The sequence below is a fragment of the Hyunsoonleella sp. J2K-J805 genome (assembly GCF_057167125.1).
On sequence record NZ_CM169901.1, the window covers coordinates 3393190 to 3406946 of the forward strand.

The following is a 13757-nucleotide window of genomic DNA, read 5'->3' on the forward strand; positions in this document are numbered from 1 at the left end:
TATAACTGTTAGCAGGTCTGAAAATGTGGAGTCGGAGAGAATCGAACTCTCGTCCAAACAAGTAACCAAAGAGCTTTCTACACGTTTATTTTGTTCTTGGGTTTTCGATTATAAGCTGGTTACAAACAACCTACTTACAACTTAGCTTCTTTAGTTTCAAAAAGGCGTCAAAGCACCACCTTTTCTATATTGACATTTACGATGCCTCAAAATAGAACGCCGTCAATCAAGGCTTTCTGGAGACATAAAGCTTGTACACCTTGTGTACCTAGGCCAATTCTACTATAATTCGAATTATGCAGCTAAAGCGTAGTTATTCTCGCCGTTTAAAATTTGGTCTAGCCTTTTACGTGTTTCAATGCCATTACACGACGTGCTTACCGTTCAATTAATCTCGCTGTCAAAACCAGTCGACCCCTAATTTCCTGCGAAAGCAGAAATCTTATAGTTAATCAAAAAGTAATTTTTATTTGGGCGTTACCTTCGCTATATACCTACAAGGTTTTTAAAACCTTGCAGGAAACGCTTCGGTCGGGCTATCCGCTATATCTTTTGCAAAAAAGCAAAAGGATGCCGCTTCTATCCCTAACGCAAGCGGCAAATTTACCAAAAACTTTGCTAATCATGACAAATCCAACTAATTTAGAGCAAAAATTATTCCAGATTTGCAGTTGGCAGTACAAGTAGGCAGTACTCAGTGCTCAGTCTACAATTGGCAGCATAAAGTAAAAAGTGTAATTCCATTAACCATTAACCATTAACCAAAATGAAATTCGCCATCATCAAAGAACGCAAAAACCCACCCGACCGTCGTGTAGTATTTTCACCATCAAAACTAGAAGAAGCTAAAGCAAAATATCCAGAAGCAACTTTTAAAGTAGAAGCTTCAGATATTCGCGTGTTTCCAGATGAGGCATACAAATCCAAAGGTTTTGAAGTATCAGAAGATGTGTCAGATTGTGATGTCATGATAGGTGTAAAAGAAGTGCCAATAGACGCCCTTATTCCGAACAAAAAATACTTTTTCTTTTCGCATACCATTAAAAAGCAACCCTACAACAGAAAACTTTTGCAAGCTATTTTAGAAAAAAATATAGAACTCTACGACCATGAAACCATAGTCAACGAAAAAGGATTCCGATTAATAGGTTTTGGACGTTATGCAGGTATTGTTGGTGCCTATAACGGATTTAGAGCGTGGGGCTTAAAATACTATTCATGGCAATTACCAAAAGCAGGCCCGTTACCAAATAAAGCCGCATTAATTGATGAGTTGAATAAAATTGACGTGCCAAAGATCAAAATATTACTCACAGGAAGTGGTAAAGTAGCAAGAGGTTCTCAAGAAATGCTGGATGCTATGAATATCAAATCGGTTTCAGTGGATGATTTTTTAAACCGAAGTTTTGACGAACCCGTGTATTGTAAAATAGATGTTTTAGATTACAATAAACGATTGGATGGAACAAACGTGACGGATGTTTTCGATTTTTTCAATCATCCAGAAAAGTACGAGTCTAACTTTATGCGATTTGCAAAAGTTACCGATTATTATATTGCAGGTCATTTTTACGGAGATGGTGCGCCATATCTATACACAAGAGCTGATGTAAAATCACCTGACTTCAACATTAAAGTAGTGGCAGACATTAGTTGCGATGTTGATGGGCCAGTAGCCACGACATTACGAGCTTCAACCATAGCAGAACCTATTTATGGTTATGACCCAGAAACCGAATCTGAGGTTGATTACAAAAACGAAAACGCTATTACCGTTATGGCAGTAGATAACCTCCCTTGTGAATTACCACAAGACGCCAGCGAAGGTTTTGGTGAGATGTTTTTGGAGCATGTGATACCAGCTTTTTTCAATAATGATAAAGATGGCATCCTTGAACGTGCTAAAATTACAGAAAACGGAAAACTCACCCAGCGTTTTAGTTATTTACAGGACTATGTGGATGGTTTAGAGTAAATTAAGTTTTTTGCGTTTTATTAGAGCAAATACTCCTAAAAGTATTATTAGAATAAATAAACTTGGTTCAGACATACGTTGCGATCGTTCATTCAAGTCTAAAGATTTTTTGCCTTTTAATACTTGTTCTTGTTTTCGTAATAAGGCTGCTTTTTGGGCTTCGGTTTCAACAACAATGTAAGACGTTAATGGTGTCATAATTTTAGATTTGAAACTGTGTTGAATAGAAGTTAACCAATCCTTATCTCCATTTTCAGGATAAAATACGTCGGATAGCCATTTACCTTGTAATTGTAGTCCTGTATTCCAATTTGAGCCCATGCTAGTCTCGTCAAGCATAAAAATGGAGTCTTTTAAGACTATAGATGGTTGACTATCGTTTGGAAGATAAGCTGTAGGGTTATTTGAATTTGGGTATGCTAAAACATCATTATTTGTATGAATAAAAGTGTTATCATTAATGGCTTGTTTTGGGTTTTTACTCAAATTATGAGAAGCTAAATATCCTACGGTGTTAAGGTGATAAAACATATTGCTTTCAGGAAAGGAAATTTTAAAATCGGCAAAGTTTTTTTCAACAATAGCATCTAGCATATTATCTGTTACTACAACAATTATGGGGTAGTTATTGGATGTGTTTGTGTAAGTACCGAAAAGAATTTTTTTGATGGCTCTTTCAAGGTAGAAACCACCTTCAAAGGTTTGATTATTTAGGCTTGCCACCCAATCTTCATTAAAATTTTGTGTAGTTGTGAAGGTATTTGTAAAACTAATTTTAGCGTTTTCAATATCTAACTCGCTTTTTGATAAAAAATTAGAGAGAATAGTTTTATAGTTTTCAATCAAAGAATCTTTGTCTTTTGAAGTGTCTATTATAAAATGATAATATGGCTGGCGTTTTACAGTTTGTAGTTTTGATTTTTCTTCGGCTGAAAGGTAAATAACTCCAGTTTCTTTTGAAGTTATAGAATTGCTAATCTCTTCACCTAAATTTAGTTTATATCCATCAATATCTATGATTACCGGGTCTTTATGGATAAACTGAATTCCTGTTTTGCGAACTTCATTTTTAGCAAATGGAAACACTCTAAAAGCCACTTTGTTGCCTGTTTTATAATGCAATAATCCAGGGTCTCGATTGATATTTCTAATTTCTGAAAATATCCACATAGCGGCTCTCTTTTCAGTTAAAAGCCCCATTTCCTTTCTACCTCCAACGTATAGGTAATAATCATTAATCCAACAACCGTTTGGTAAATCGATTGTGGTAGCATATTCAGAAGTAAAGTTGTTAGTGTTGGCATTGGTAATTTCAATATCAATCCAGCTGGTCCAAGATTTTTCAGTTTCATTATATGTACTATTTGACGAAATATTAGAGATTTGTACGTCTTGATTTCTAAGACGTTCTTCCCTAAGTCTAAAAGGTGGTTCAGCTTTGAAAAAGATGTTCTCAATGGTATTTATTTTGGCATCAGATAAGGTGAGATTGTCTAAAACCAACCAATGAAAATAGTTGGATAAATATGGGGTGTGCGACCCCATGAAGAAATCGCGTCTTCTGGATTTTGTAAGTTTTATGGTTTCTAAAGTTCGTTTTAGTAAAGTGATGTTAATATTGTAATCTTTGGCATAATCTGGGGCATAAATAAAGTCTAAAGTTTTATTTAGGGTGTATTTATGGCTTGAATAGTTAATGCTAATTGCGATTGGTAATACTAGAAACCCTAGTATTAAAGCAAGATATAAAGTGGGTTTTTTGTAAAAGTTACTTAAGTATTTAAAATCTATAGAAAGTTCTTGAGTATGAATTACAAATAATACTAAAGGCGTAAGCATCAAAAACCCTGCGCCAATGGCAATTATTGCAATTACAGATAGTGGTAAATAAGGAAGGAATACAAGGAAAAAGTAAAACGTAAACGAAAATGTAATGCATCTGGCAATAAATAAAACAAGTCTATGTTTTGCATTTTTTTGAGGTGGTATCACTAATAAAACCCCATTTACAACTGAAATTATAAAAAACCATGCACTAGTAAAATTGCCAAAAACGTCACCAAAACTAGCATTTATTGATAGGCCTAGTATTGGGAAAAGCAATCCTATTAGAAGTTTCATAATAAAGTATAATTCCTTTCTGCTCTTTCCTTTTTTTAAAGATATTACGTAGATGCCTCTTATTAAGAAGAATAAGAATACAATCACACCTAAAACACAAAATATGGTAAATACGTGGTCCCTGAATTTATAGTTAACAGGTTTCCATAGCGGGAGAATGACTTGTAAAAACGTGTATGTGAATATTGGAACAAGTATCACTATAACAAAGTTTTTCCATGCTTTGTGATTTTTCTCTTTAGAAGTCAGCTTTAATACAATCACAAAAAGGGCATGTATTAATGTAGGCATTAAAAATGTACCTGGATATAGTATGGCATCGCTTGATATCATCCATCTGGGAATATTCCAAGGTATGATATCATTGCTGTGTAAGCTGTAGGTATATAGGAAAGCAGTGTAAATTATTAGTGCCGAAAACGCATAATAAATTGAGATGCTTTTTTTGTTATGAATTAGGAAAACCGAGTAACCAATAAACAGAATAGAAAAAAATAACAGGGTGCCACCAAAATTAAGCCAGAGCTTAATATTTTCGCCTTCCAAAAGGGATTTGATGACATGGTACTCACTAGAATAAATAAGAAATAAAATTAGTACAGGAATAGAGTTGATGGCCAATAGCCATTTTGGGTTAAGCAAGTTTTTCATGACTATGTATTTTGTATTTTATATGATTAATGAATAGGTATAAAAGGATGAGAAAGGATACATAAATAAATGTACCTTCGGCTTCATGCAGCCAGCTGTAATTCAAGTTGGTTTTCTTTTCTATAAGTATTGAGGTTAGAATTCGTGACGCATTGACAAATAGTGTAAAAATGAATGCAATTATAAGAGCAAATGGGATTCCAATTATTTTTTGAAAATGAGATTTTAAAACTTTCAGATTTGAGAGGGATACTATTAAAAATGAAAGCAGTAAAAAGTTGAAACCCGAACAAGATTTATCGATGGTTATGTTAAGTGTTTTATGGTAAAACCCGATGTCTTGATAGTAAATTGATGAAGATTCTAAAACAAAACCAATGATTTGGTTTAAAGGTTTCAAAAGAAAATATAGGTCGTTGTTTTCGGCATTAGCGTATGCAAATTTTAGGATAATGAATAAGGCGAACACTGTCATGTAATATGTGGAATTTTTGATGAATCTCATATTATTAGTTTTCAATAGTGAAGTTTATATCATAACTACAATCCAGACAAGTCACTTTCTTATCGTTGATTACCAATTTTGTTCCTAAATAATCAGATTTTTCACTTTTGAATTTTAATGTAACCGTATCATTTACAATAGTGTATTTGCCAAAAGTTTCCTGTTCACAACTGGCATCGTAGGTATAGCAGAAAAATTTGCCATTTTTGTAAAGTTTGAGTTTTAAGAAAGAAGTAAAACCATTGCCGATTTTTTCGGTGATGGTGATTTCCTGTATACCATAAAGTGCCATTTTCAAAATACCCTTTAACGAAAAACTGAGGATAATGATTATTGTTGTTATTCTTATTGCATATAATCTGTATCTCTTCCAAGAACCTTTTTCATAAAATATCGATGAATTAATAATGAATGAGATACATGTTAAGTAAAAAATTCCCCAAATGGTTATATAATAACCTTGACCTGCATCACACACCTCGTCGTTTCCTGGTATTTTAAAGTAAAGCAATACCAAAGAAATGCTTCCAATTATGAAAACGACAAAAATTTGGACTATGATTCTGAGAGTGTTCATAAGTCGACATTATTTTAAATTATTAAACATCCAAAACCCTAAACTTAAAAAGAGACCAAATAGAAATGTAAATAACCAAGCTTCTGGATTAGAAAACGGTTGTAATAGGATGGTAAAAATATCTTCAAATAAATATTTAGGATTGCTTAATATTTCCCAAGAATTGTAACGTAAAAACCGCCCAAGATACACACCAAAACCATTTAGGAAAAAGAGACTAAAAATTAAGTACTTGATTTTAGAAGCACTTATATAAGGTTTTAGAATACTCTGCATATCTAAAACCGACAAGAAAAAAAGTAATAGTCCATTACTGGCAAAGGATAAAACAACTAAAACATCTAACCATAAAAGTGAGGTGTTGCCCATTTTTAAATGCAATAGATCTGTAACGATATACGGCGCATTTGGTAAAAAAAGCAGCCAAACCCCAAAACAAAGTACTAACCACAACCTATTAGGTTTGGGGATACTTATTAAATATGTGGTTATGGCAAAGGGAATGGCTGCTAGAAATAAATTCCATACTAAAAACAAGTAGAAGAATGAATGTGTTAACTTCATTCTAATCATTAATAAAATGATGCTAAATAGCATGGAAACGCTTACTAATGCAAACGTTTTGAATCGGGACAAAAAGAGGTTTTTTACGTAATCCATAGTTTATATATTTTGTATTCTAAGCCTATTACGGTAATGATACCGAGAGTGTAAGCCACTAAATCTGAGATATGAAATGAGCTGCCTAAAATCAATTTTGCGAAATAATTATCTTGTAAATTGAATAGCTTTAGATAATTGGTGAGCTGCAAAAATTCTATAACAAAAGCGAATGCTAAAACAGATATAGCTATTTTAAAATGATTGTCTTCAATAAAAATTTTAAAAAAACTATACATGAGAATTACAACTAGAAAGTCACCAACAGTATGACGAATAAAGCCAGTTTTTAGAAATAGGGCTATGAGTACTTCTGTTATAAGAAGAATTACTGTGAGCAACAAGTATGTTCTATCAATTCTCATACAATTTCAATTTTCTTGCCTAAATACTTTGGTTTTACATGAAACAGAATATCCCATGCGGCCTTTGTTCTTGCTAGATATTCTCTAAGTTTTGTTTTTAAACCATATTTACCTTTCATGTCTCTAGCATTAAAGGCTACTGCATTTATATCATGTTGTTTAGCTAAGAACAAAGCACGTTCGTTATGAAATTTTTGAGAAATTATTGTGAATTCTGTAAGCCCAAAAACCTTTTTGGCTCTTACCACAGAATCTAATGTTCTAAAACCTGCATAATCTAAATAGATTTTATCAGCAGGAATACCATTTTTGATGAGGTCGTTTTTAAAATCAGACGGTTCATCGTAATCCTTTCTGCCATTGTCGCCACTAACTAATATAAAGTTGATTTTACCAGAATTGAATAATAAAACCGCAGCTTCCAATCGGTATTTATAATAAAGATTGATGTTGCCATGAGTGGTGTATTTGCCTGCACCCAAAACAAGTCCTACTTTGTTATTGTTTAATTCCTCGACATTTTCATAAAGAAAAGGTTTTGCCTTATGTGTTATTGCTAGGTCTATAGACAAAATTATAACAATGGCAACGATGCCAATTTTAATGAGTTTCTTTAGGTATTTCATGTGTTTTTGTTTTAGGGATTTGGGTAAGCCAATGCCATGATTTTAGTAAAGTGAAAAAAGCGGAGCTTATAAAAGCTACAGGAAATATTTTAAAATTGGATGTTGTAAGCATGTATGTGCAAATTCCAAATAAGGCAATAGCATGAAACGGGAAATAAGTGTTATAAACCTTTTTTAAAGATGTATTCTCGTTCTTTGACCAGAAAAATGGAGCTATTGTAAAGCAGATGGTAAGCATACAACATAATGCTATTGGAATAGCAGATAAAAACATATAGGGTAGAATATCCATAATGAATCGTTCTTCAGTAAGCAGGATTGTCCAAAAAATAACGAAGGACATACACGTTGCTTTTAATATGGCTAAAGGTGTATCCATAATTTCTAATCAATTTTGAAGTTATCAAATTGAGATTCTTGCCATGATTTTTGCTTTAATTCAGTGATGTATGAATTATATTTTCGATTAATGGCTAATGCTTTTTCGTCATCTAAACGGTGTTCATCTAAATAATTTTTTAAGATGAAAGTGTTGTTATCTGAAAGCTCAATCAGGTAATTGAAATCCATCGATTTTGCGTAATTCAAATTATATGTGGTGATGTAACTATCCCAATTTATGGTGCAAGAGATGACTAAAATTGTAAAAGCAGTTACAGTATTAATTCTGAATAAATACCAAAAGTTTTTAAGGTCTTTAACTTTTATAAATGTGGTAACTAGTCCAATTACCGTGAGCAATAAATAAACTAAAACGCCAATACGTTTGTAGGTTAAACCGAAATAGTAAATATATTGTGCATCTTTAATAACGATATTAATTACTAGAATTGCATTTAGTGAAATCCAAGTATATGCAACCAGTTTTAAACTCCTATTTTTCTTATAAAAGTTAAGATCTCCTCTAAAAAAATAAAGAATGATGATAATAGCTATAATAATAGAAGCAATTAACGCATTAATACCACTATGCACCTGATTGGAAAATATTGATGCGCTAATATCTTCTAAAGAAATAAGAGATAAGATATCCGTCATCAGGAATACTGAAATAAGTGTATTTAAAGCCGATATTAAAACGAGACCAAGCTGGTGCTCTTTTTTAAGATTTTCGTTATCCTGTTGAATTTTATATTGAAGATTATTTCCTATTTGAATATCTTTTGATGTTGCGGGATTCACAACAACTGGATTTGAAATATTGCTTAATAAATAATAACCGCAAAATGCAACCAAAACCCACTGAATATTAATAAAGGAAAAATCTATACCGTTTATTAAATTATTAAACATTGGGTTACCATTTTTATATAGGGCAATAAAAACGATAAGAACAACCAAAGGAATACCAATAATTTTGGTGAGATGTAAATAGTCTATCTCTTTTATAGGTTCTACTGTCTGTTCTTTTTCATTCACACCAAAATTTCTATGAAAGAAACCAGCAATAAATGAATATAGTCCATTAAGCCAATTCACATAAATAGAAGCATTTTGTTCGGAAACTAACCCAACAAGAGAAACAAAAGCGATAGTGTTTGCAACTATGGATAATGTGTTGTTATAAATAAAAATAGCTCCAGCAGTAATAAGATAAAGTACAGTAAATACAATGGTTTTCCTCTCTTTAAATGCAGCCTTATTATAAAGCACCAAAATGATGGTGGTTAAAATGCTAAAGACCGACAAGTTTAAACCAATGCCTTGTTTGTGGAATAGTGTGCTAAATATAATAGCGCCGATAATTAATGGGATTTGTTTCATTTTGTTTAATTTAAAGTACTTTGAATTTCAAAGTAAAATGATAAAAAAATTTATTTCTGTTTATTTATAATAGCCTCTAGAGCTTCAATATGTTTTTTAAATGCAGCTCTACCAAGTTTTGTGGTAGAGTAGCGGGTATTGGGTTTTCGTCCTATAAATTGTTTTTCTACTTTTATATATTCAGCTTTTTCAAGTGCTTTGGTATGGCTTGCCAAATTGCCGTCTGTAGCTCCTAAAAGTTCTTTCAACATATTAAAATCAGCATATTCGTTTACCATTAGAATAGACATGATACCTAGCCTAATACGGTGATCAAAAAGTTTATTTATGTTGTTTATGATACTCATGCTACTTCCTGCGCAGGTAGGAATCTGTTTTTAGTTATAAAATATTATCCAATATCCAAAACAAGCTATTGGAATTAATGCTAATAGTTTTAAACTTCTATTTGAAGTATTTCTTTTTATTAATTTATAGATTGTAAAACTTAATAATACTGGAATCCCAAAAACTATTAAATAAAATAAAGAAACAACTAAATAAAACCCTATATTTTCCAAACTTAAAAAATGATTTCTATATTGATTTAATTTACCAATTCAAAGATACTGATCCCGATAGCTATAAGGACTGCAACTGAATACTGCTTACTTTTTAACGTCATATTTAAAATGCATCCAAGTACCATAAATTATGTGCATAAAACCAAAACCAATTACCCAAAGCCAAAAGCCGTATCCAGGTTCATAGGCTCCAATTAATCCAAGAATTATTTGAACGTAGCCTAAATATTGAATATCTCCAATACTATATTTTGATGCATTTACTAAAGCTAATCCATAAAAAATCAACATTAAACCTCCCGATTGCCCGTATTTACCTTGACTTAAAATGATTAAAATATAAATACCGCCAACAACAAGTGGAATCAAAAAGTTAAACACTAAACGCTTTGAAGTACTATCCCAGATTTTCGCTTCATCTTTTTTAGCTTTTCTTGTGGTTAGAAATATTCCAGTTACAATACTTAAAAAGGCGACCATACATAGAATAAATAAGCAAGTTTCGAATACCCATCCATCTAATTTTAATATACCATAACTGTAATTTGTTACTAGCCAGTAAACAATACTAGCACCTATTAATGCATAAACTCCAGCTAAAATTCCAGACAATCCACTTAGTGAAATAAAGCGAGAGGATTTATTCATCATATTTTTAATCTCGCTAATGTCTTTTAGATAATCTTTTGAATCCATTTTAAAGTACTTTGAAATACAAAGTAAAAGAAAAAATAAATACTAAAAAAATTATAATAGAAAATTAACATAATTAATTTAGGGGCTTAGAATTATTTGGAGTAACCGTTTGAAGCTTGTTTAAACACAGCGCTAGAGCTTTAGCGTAAAATGTCCAAAGCGCACATCACCATTGTTTCTAACAACTCTAAACCAATAATCATCACTAGGCAGAGGTAAACCTTTGTAGCTACCATCCCACCCGCGATCATTGTAATCTAATGTAGCTACCGTCCTGCCATATCGATTAACAATTTGAACTTCTATATCTTTTTCTCTAGTTGAGTTTATGACCTGCCAATAATCATTAATCCCGTCACCATTTGGCGTAAAAAACTTATTGTAGTACAACAAGAACAGCTCATCACTTACAACTTCTCTCTGGCAATTAGCGTCTCTAACATAAACTTTGTAGTCATTTAAAGGAAGGTTGGTGAATATTGGGGACGTTTGGTAATCTTCTCCATTTACAGAATACTCGTAGTTACCATCTTCCTCTAAAACAACTTGTATCGTGTTATGGTTTTGGCTCCAATCTAATATCTTAATTTCTTCAATTGCTGGCATTGGATCTCCTGGTTTTACCTCTATTGTGGTTTGTGCTTCACAGGTAAATTCTCCAAGATCTTTAATTACGGTTAACCTGTAGCGACCAAATTCCTCAATAAAAAGATTCTGGGTATCGGTTCCTGGAAACCAAGAGTAATTTATAAAGCCATCGGGCGCGGTTAAGGTCAACCCCGCATCTGTATCGCACATGTATTGTTCAGTTGCAATGTCAATAGTAATAAACTCTGGAATAACAATATCAAAACTAATAATATTAGTACATGAGGGGCTTAATTTATTTTCTATTCTTGCCCATACTGTTTGTTGGCCTATTTCAGGTATTAAATCTAAAATATCGTCTTTTTTTAATTCAGCATTTTCTAATGATTTGTAGTAACTAATTTGAAAATCAAGAGGATTTAACCCTTCCATTATATATTCACTAAATTCAAACATATAAACAGGTGTTTCACTAGAACACAAATAAGTGGTTTGGGGAGTATTAACCTGTGGTGTAGCATAAATGGTGATTTCCTCAGTAAAAGTTTCTGTTGTTATACCATTTTTTGTTATGTTCACAGTAATTGTGTAAGTATTAGGGACTTTGTAGGTATGCGATACGTTTGTTCCCTGTGCAATAGTACCGTCTCCCAAATCCCAGTTTATGGATGATGCTGGCGTATTAGAGGCTCCAGTTAGTGTAAATTCGGTTGTTTCACCTTCGCATATATTCACATAAGAGATACCCTCGGCAGATTTTGGTAATAAAAAAGTGGGTAAATCTGTTAAATTGCTACCACTTAGTTCTAATACATTGTCATTAAAATTACATCCTCGCCCAAGGACTTCAGGATTTTCTATGGCTCCTATGAAGGACGCACCAGATTGAATATTGAAAATTTTACCATTAGGACCGCGTTTTAAATGTGCGTAAGATTTGGTAGCTACGGTAAGCGGGGGAGGAATATTATTTAAATCCGCTAAACTATATTGCTTAACACCATCGCCAGTATAAGCCGCATATAGCATTGCGCTGTTCGCCGAAAATTCTAAACTCATTAAGGATATACCCGGTGTTTCCTCAACAACTTGATTTAAATTTTCTTCTTCGTAAAGGATTTCTAATCTGCCGTTTAAATTATTGAATTTTAGCAAGAAAAACTTTTGAATACGGGGAAATGCAACGGCTACGAGCTCGTTATTTGGAGCTACTTGCATCATACCGTGTTTTAGTATCCTACTGCTATGGGCAACAGATAAACCTAAATCCGAACTTATTGAAGAAGGTGAAATACCAGCTTGGTTTATAAGGTATGCCGTACAATTTCCATTCATTGTTGTAATTAACCAAACATCTCTCCCGTTTTTATGTCTTGCTATTGCCAGATGTTCTCCAGCACCCCTCGCCATACGAACATGTCTCTTATTTCTAACGACACCGCCCAATCCGTTATCTAAAGATATATCAACAACTGTATATGTTAATCTGTTTACTGTTCCATCTTGAAGAATGGTGAAAACATAAAATCTATCGGTATTTCCTGGGGCTCTTACTACAGCGGCTTGCGAATAAAAGGCTATATTTTCGTTAGTTGGAGAATTAAGCATATTGCGATGTAAACGATTTTTAAAACTATTACCATCTGAATAGAACATTAAATCTCCATTATCATCATTAGCACATATAATATTATTAGGACCTAGTGTAACCCCAAAGGTAATTTGCCTTTGTATGCTATTGTCATTTATACTTGTATAAGTATTGTTCTTTACTTCCATTCCTGCTAATTGCCCAAAATACCAACGATTTCTTTCGTTTTGCGCAACGATGCTAAATATTGTAAATAGGGAAATAAAAAGTATAGTATATAAAAGTCGGTTCATGAGCCTTTGACGATTAAGATATACTTTAGTTGGTGTATGTGGCAGTTTTTAAAATTTACAATTATAAAAGCCATATGTACTTTTTTCGCGTAAATTTCGGGTAACTTGTTGCAATTTTATCACGAAAATAATGAAAACACTACATTTTTTGTATTTGCAATTTGTTAAAGTTATCTTTAATCGTTAAAAGGTCGATATTAATCGCTATTGTTATGACCAAATGGAGATTACATAAATATAAAATATTTAGACACTCTTTTTTAAAATTTAAAATGATGAAACAGACGCTTCAATACAAATAAACTTTTTTGATAAGGTTCTTATTGTTGTTAAAAAAATATAAATTGGTTTATTAATTCTGCTTAGTAATTGATTATTTTAACAATATGAATCCAGCCGAAGCCTATATTTTAAAACAAGAAGAACCATATAAAACAATCTTGCTACAGTTGCAAGCAATTATTGAAGCGGTTGCACCTAACGCAGAAATGTTATACAAATGGCGTATTCCTTTCTTTTATAATAATGGCATCCCTTTATGCTTTTTAAATCAATCCAAAGATTATGTAGATTTAGCCTTTTGGCATTTTAAAGACATGGAAAGGTATACGGAGTATTTTGTGGCTGGAAGCCGAAAATCAATACGATCTTTACGTTACAAATGCGTTGAAGATATAAATGATGAGGTGATTGTTTATGTGTTACAAAAACAACTGGAAATCAATACTAATCCTTTTAAGCTAATTCTGAAAAAACGAAAATAGCTTTTTAAGCTATATAAT

At 32.4% G+C, this 13757-nt stretch carries 13 protein-coding genes and 1 other RNA gene; 2 read left to right on the forward strand and 12 right to left on the reverse strand.

The genetic code is table 11. The annotated features are described in order from the left end of the window. Nucleotides 1-23: 23 nt before the first annotated feature. Nucleotides 24-418: a transfer-messenger RNA gene (gene ssrA / locus AC1B0Z_RS14935) on the reverse strand. 348 nt (nucleotides 419-766) lie between these two features. Here ssrA and AC1B0Z_RS14940 point away from each other — a divergent pair. Beyond that, nucleotides 767-1975: an NAD(P)-dependent oxidoreductase gene (locus AC1B0Z_RS14940; RefSeq protein ID WP_483792935.1), complete on the forward strand. Its 1209-nt coding sequence runs from the start codon at nucleotides 767-769 to the stop codon at nucleotides 1973-1975. Here the strand turns inward: AC1B0Z_RS14940 and AC1B0Z_RS14945 are convergent. The 11 genes from AC1B0Z_RS14945 to AC1B0Z_RS14995 form a co-directional block, all read right to left on the reverse strand. Continuing rightward, nucleotides 1967-4747, reverse strand: a complete 2781-nt coding sequence (locus AC1B0Z_RS14945) for an MSEP-CTERM sorting domain-containing protein (protein ID WP_483792936.1) — start codon at nucleotides 4745-4747, stop codon at nucleotides 1967-1969. The two genes, AC1B0Z_RS14940 and AC1B0Z_RS14945, sit on opposite strands and share 9 nt — an antisense overlap. Next, complete coding sequence (xrtK, locus tag AC1B0Z_RS14950; RefSeq protein WP_483792938.1) at nucleotides 4731-5252, reverse strand: exosortase K; 522 nt, start codon at nucleotides 5250-5252, stop codon at nucleotides 4731-4733. The genes AC1B0Z_RS14945 and xrtK overlap by 17 nt, the downstream gene beginning before the upstream one ends. Before the next feature lie 4 nt (nucleotides 5253-5256). After that, the gene (locus AC1B0Z_RS14955; protein WP_483792940.1) at nucleotides 5257-5829 is read right to left on the reverse strand and encodes a hypothetical protein; all 573 of its coding nucleotides are present in this window, start codon (nucleotides 5827-5829) and stop codon (nucleotides 5257-5259) included. 9 nt (nucleotides 5830-5838) lie between these two features. Beyond that, a complete protein-coding gene (locus tag AC1B0Z_RS14960; protein WP_483792941.1) occupies nucleotides 5839-6489 on the reverse strand; it encodes a DUF1361 domain-containing protein in 651 nt (216 codons plus the stop codon). Next, complete coding sequence (locus tag AC1B0Z_RS14965; RefSeq protein WP_483792943.1) at nucleotides 6477-6854, reverse strand: ribosomal maturation YjgA family protein; 378 nt, start codon at nucleotides 6852-6854, stop codon at nucleotides 6477-6479. The genes AC1B0Z_RS14960 and AC1B0Z_RS14965 overlap by 13 nt, the downstream gene beginning before the upstream one ends. Continuing rightward, nucleotides 6851-7480, reverse strand: coding sequence for a SanA/YdcF family protein (locus tag AC1B0Z_RS14970; protein ID WP_483792944.1), 630 nt, complete (start codon nucleotides 7478-7480; stop codon nucleotides 6851-6853). Before AC1B0Z_RS14970 ends, AC1B0Z_RS14965 begins: the two co-directional genes overlap by 4 nt. Further along, complete coding sequence (locus AC1B0Z_RS14975) at nucleotides 7455-7859, reverse strand: hypothetical protein (protein WP_483792945.1); 405 nt, start codon at nucleotides 7857-7859, stop codon at nucleotides 7455-7457. Before AC1B0Z_RS14975 ends, AC1B0Z_RS14970 begins: the two co-directional genes overlap by 26 nt. A 5-nt stretch (nucleotides 7860-7864) precedes the next feature. Then, nucleotides 7865-9244 (reverse strand): DUF4153 domain-containing protein, encoded by a 1380-nt coding sequence (locus tag AC1B0Z_RS14980; RefSeq protein ID WP_483792947.1) that lies wholly within the window; start codon nucleotides 9242-9244, stop codon nucleotides 7865-7867. A gap of 50 nt (nucleotides 9245-9294) precedes the next feature. After that, entirely contained in the window at nucleotides 9295-9591 is a 297-nt protein-coding gene (locus AC1B0Z_RS14985) for a winged helix-turn-helix domain-containing protein (RefSeq protein ID WP_483792948.1), read from the reverse strand. Between the two features lie 300 nt (nucleotides 9592-9891). Next, the gene (locus AC1B0Z_RS14990; protein ID WP_483792949.1) at nucleotides 9892-10503 is read right to left on the reverse strand and encodes a hypothetical protein; all 612 of its coding nucleotides are present in this window, start codon (nucleotides 10501-10503) and stop codon (nucleotides 9892-9894) included. A gap of 132 nt (nucleotides 10504-10635) precedes the next feature. After that, on the reverse strand, nucleotides 10636-12975 hold the full coding sequence (locus AC1B0Z_RS14995) for a T9SS type B sorting domain-containing protein (protein ID WP_483792950.1): 2340 nt from the start codon (nucleotides 12973-12975) through the stop codon (nucleotides 10636-10638). Between the two features lie 386 nt (nucleotides 12976-13361). Here AC1B0Z_RS14995 and AC1B0Z_RS15000 point away from each other — a divergent pair, with 386 nt between their 5' ends. Beyond that, complete coding sequence (locus tag AC1B0Z_RS15000) at nucleotides 13362-13739, forward strand: DUF1801 domain-containing protein (protein WP_483792951.1); 378 nt, start codon at nucleotides 13362-13364, stop codon at nucleotides 13737-13739. The last annotated feature ends 18 nt before the right edge of the window (nucleotides 13740-13757 follow it).

Coding starts and splice junctions, on each gene's coding strand:
- AC1B0Z_RS14940 (WP_483792935.1), top strand. CDS start 767: ATGAAATTCGCCATCATCAAAGAACGCAAAAACCCACCCGACCGTCGT.
- AC1B0Z_RS14945 (WP_483792936.1), bottom strand. CDS start 4,747: ATGAAAAACTTGCTTAACCCAAAATGGCTATTGGCCATCAACTCTATT.
- xrtK (WP_483792938.1), bottom strand. CDS start 5,252: ATGAGATTCATCAAAAATTCCACATATTACATGACAGTGTTCGCCTTA.
- AC1B0Z_RS14955 (WP_483792940.1), bottom strand. CDS start 5,829: ATGAACACTCTCAGAATCATAGTCCAAATTTTTGTCGTTTTCATAATT.
- AC1B0Z_RS14960 (WP_483792941.1), bottom strand. CDS start 6,489: ATGGATTACGTAAAAAACCTCTTTTTGTCCCGATTCAAAACGTTTGCA.
- AC1B0Z_RS14965 (WP_483792943.1), bottom strand. CDS start 6,854: ATGAGAATTGATAGAACATACTTGTTGCTCACAGTAATTCTTCTTATA.
- AC1B0Z_RS14970 (WP_483792944.1), bottom strand. CDS start 7,480: ATGAAATACCTAAAGAAACTCATTAAAATTGGCATCGTTGCCATTGTT.
- AC1B0Z_RS14975 (WP_483792945.1), bottom strand. CDS start 7,859: ATGGATACACCTTTAGCCATATTAAAAGCAACGTGTATGTCCTTCGTT.
- AC1B0Z_RS14980 (WP_483792947.1), bottom strand. CDS start 9,244: ATGAAACAAATCCCATTAATTATCGGCGCTATTATATTTAGCACACTA.
- AC1B0Z_RS14985 (WP_483792948.1), bottom strand. CDS start 9,591: ATGAGTATCATAAACAACATAAATAAACTTTTTGATCACCGTATTAGG.
- AC1B0Z_RS14990 (WP_483792949.1), bottom strand. CDS start 10,503: ATGGATTCAAAAGATTATCTAAAAGACATTAGCGAGATTAAAAATATG.
- AC1B0Z_RS14995 (WP_483792950.1), bottom strand. CDS start 12,975: ATGAACCGACTTTTATATACTATACTTTTTATTTCCCTATTTACAATA.
- AC1B0Z_RS15000 (WP_483792951.1), top strand. CDS start 13,362: ATGAATCCAGCCGAAGCCTATATTTTAAAACAAGAAGAACCATATAAA.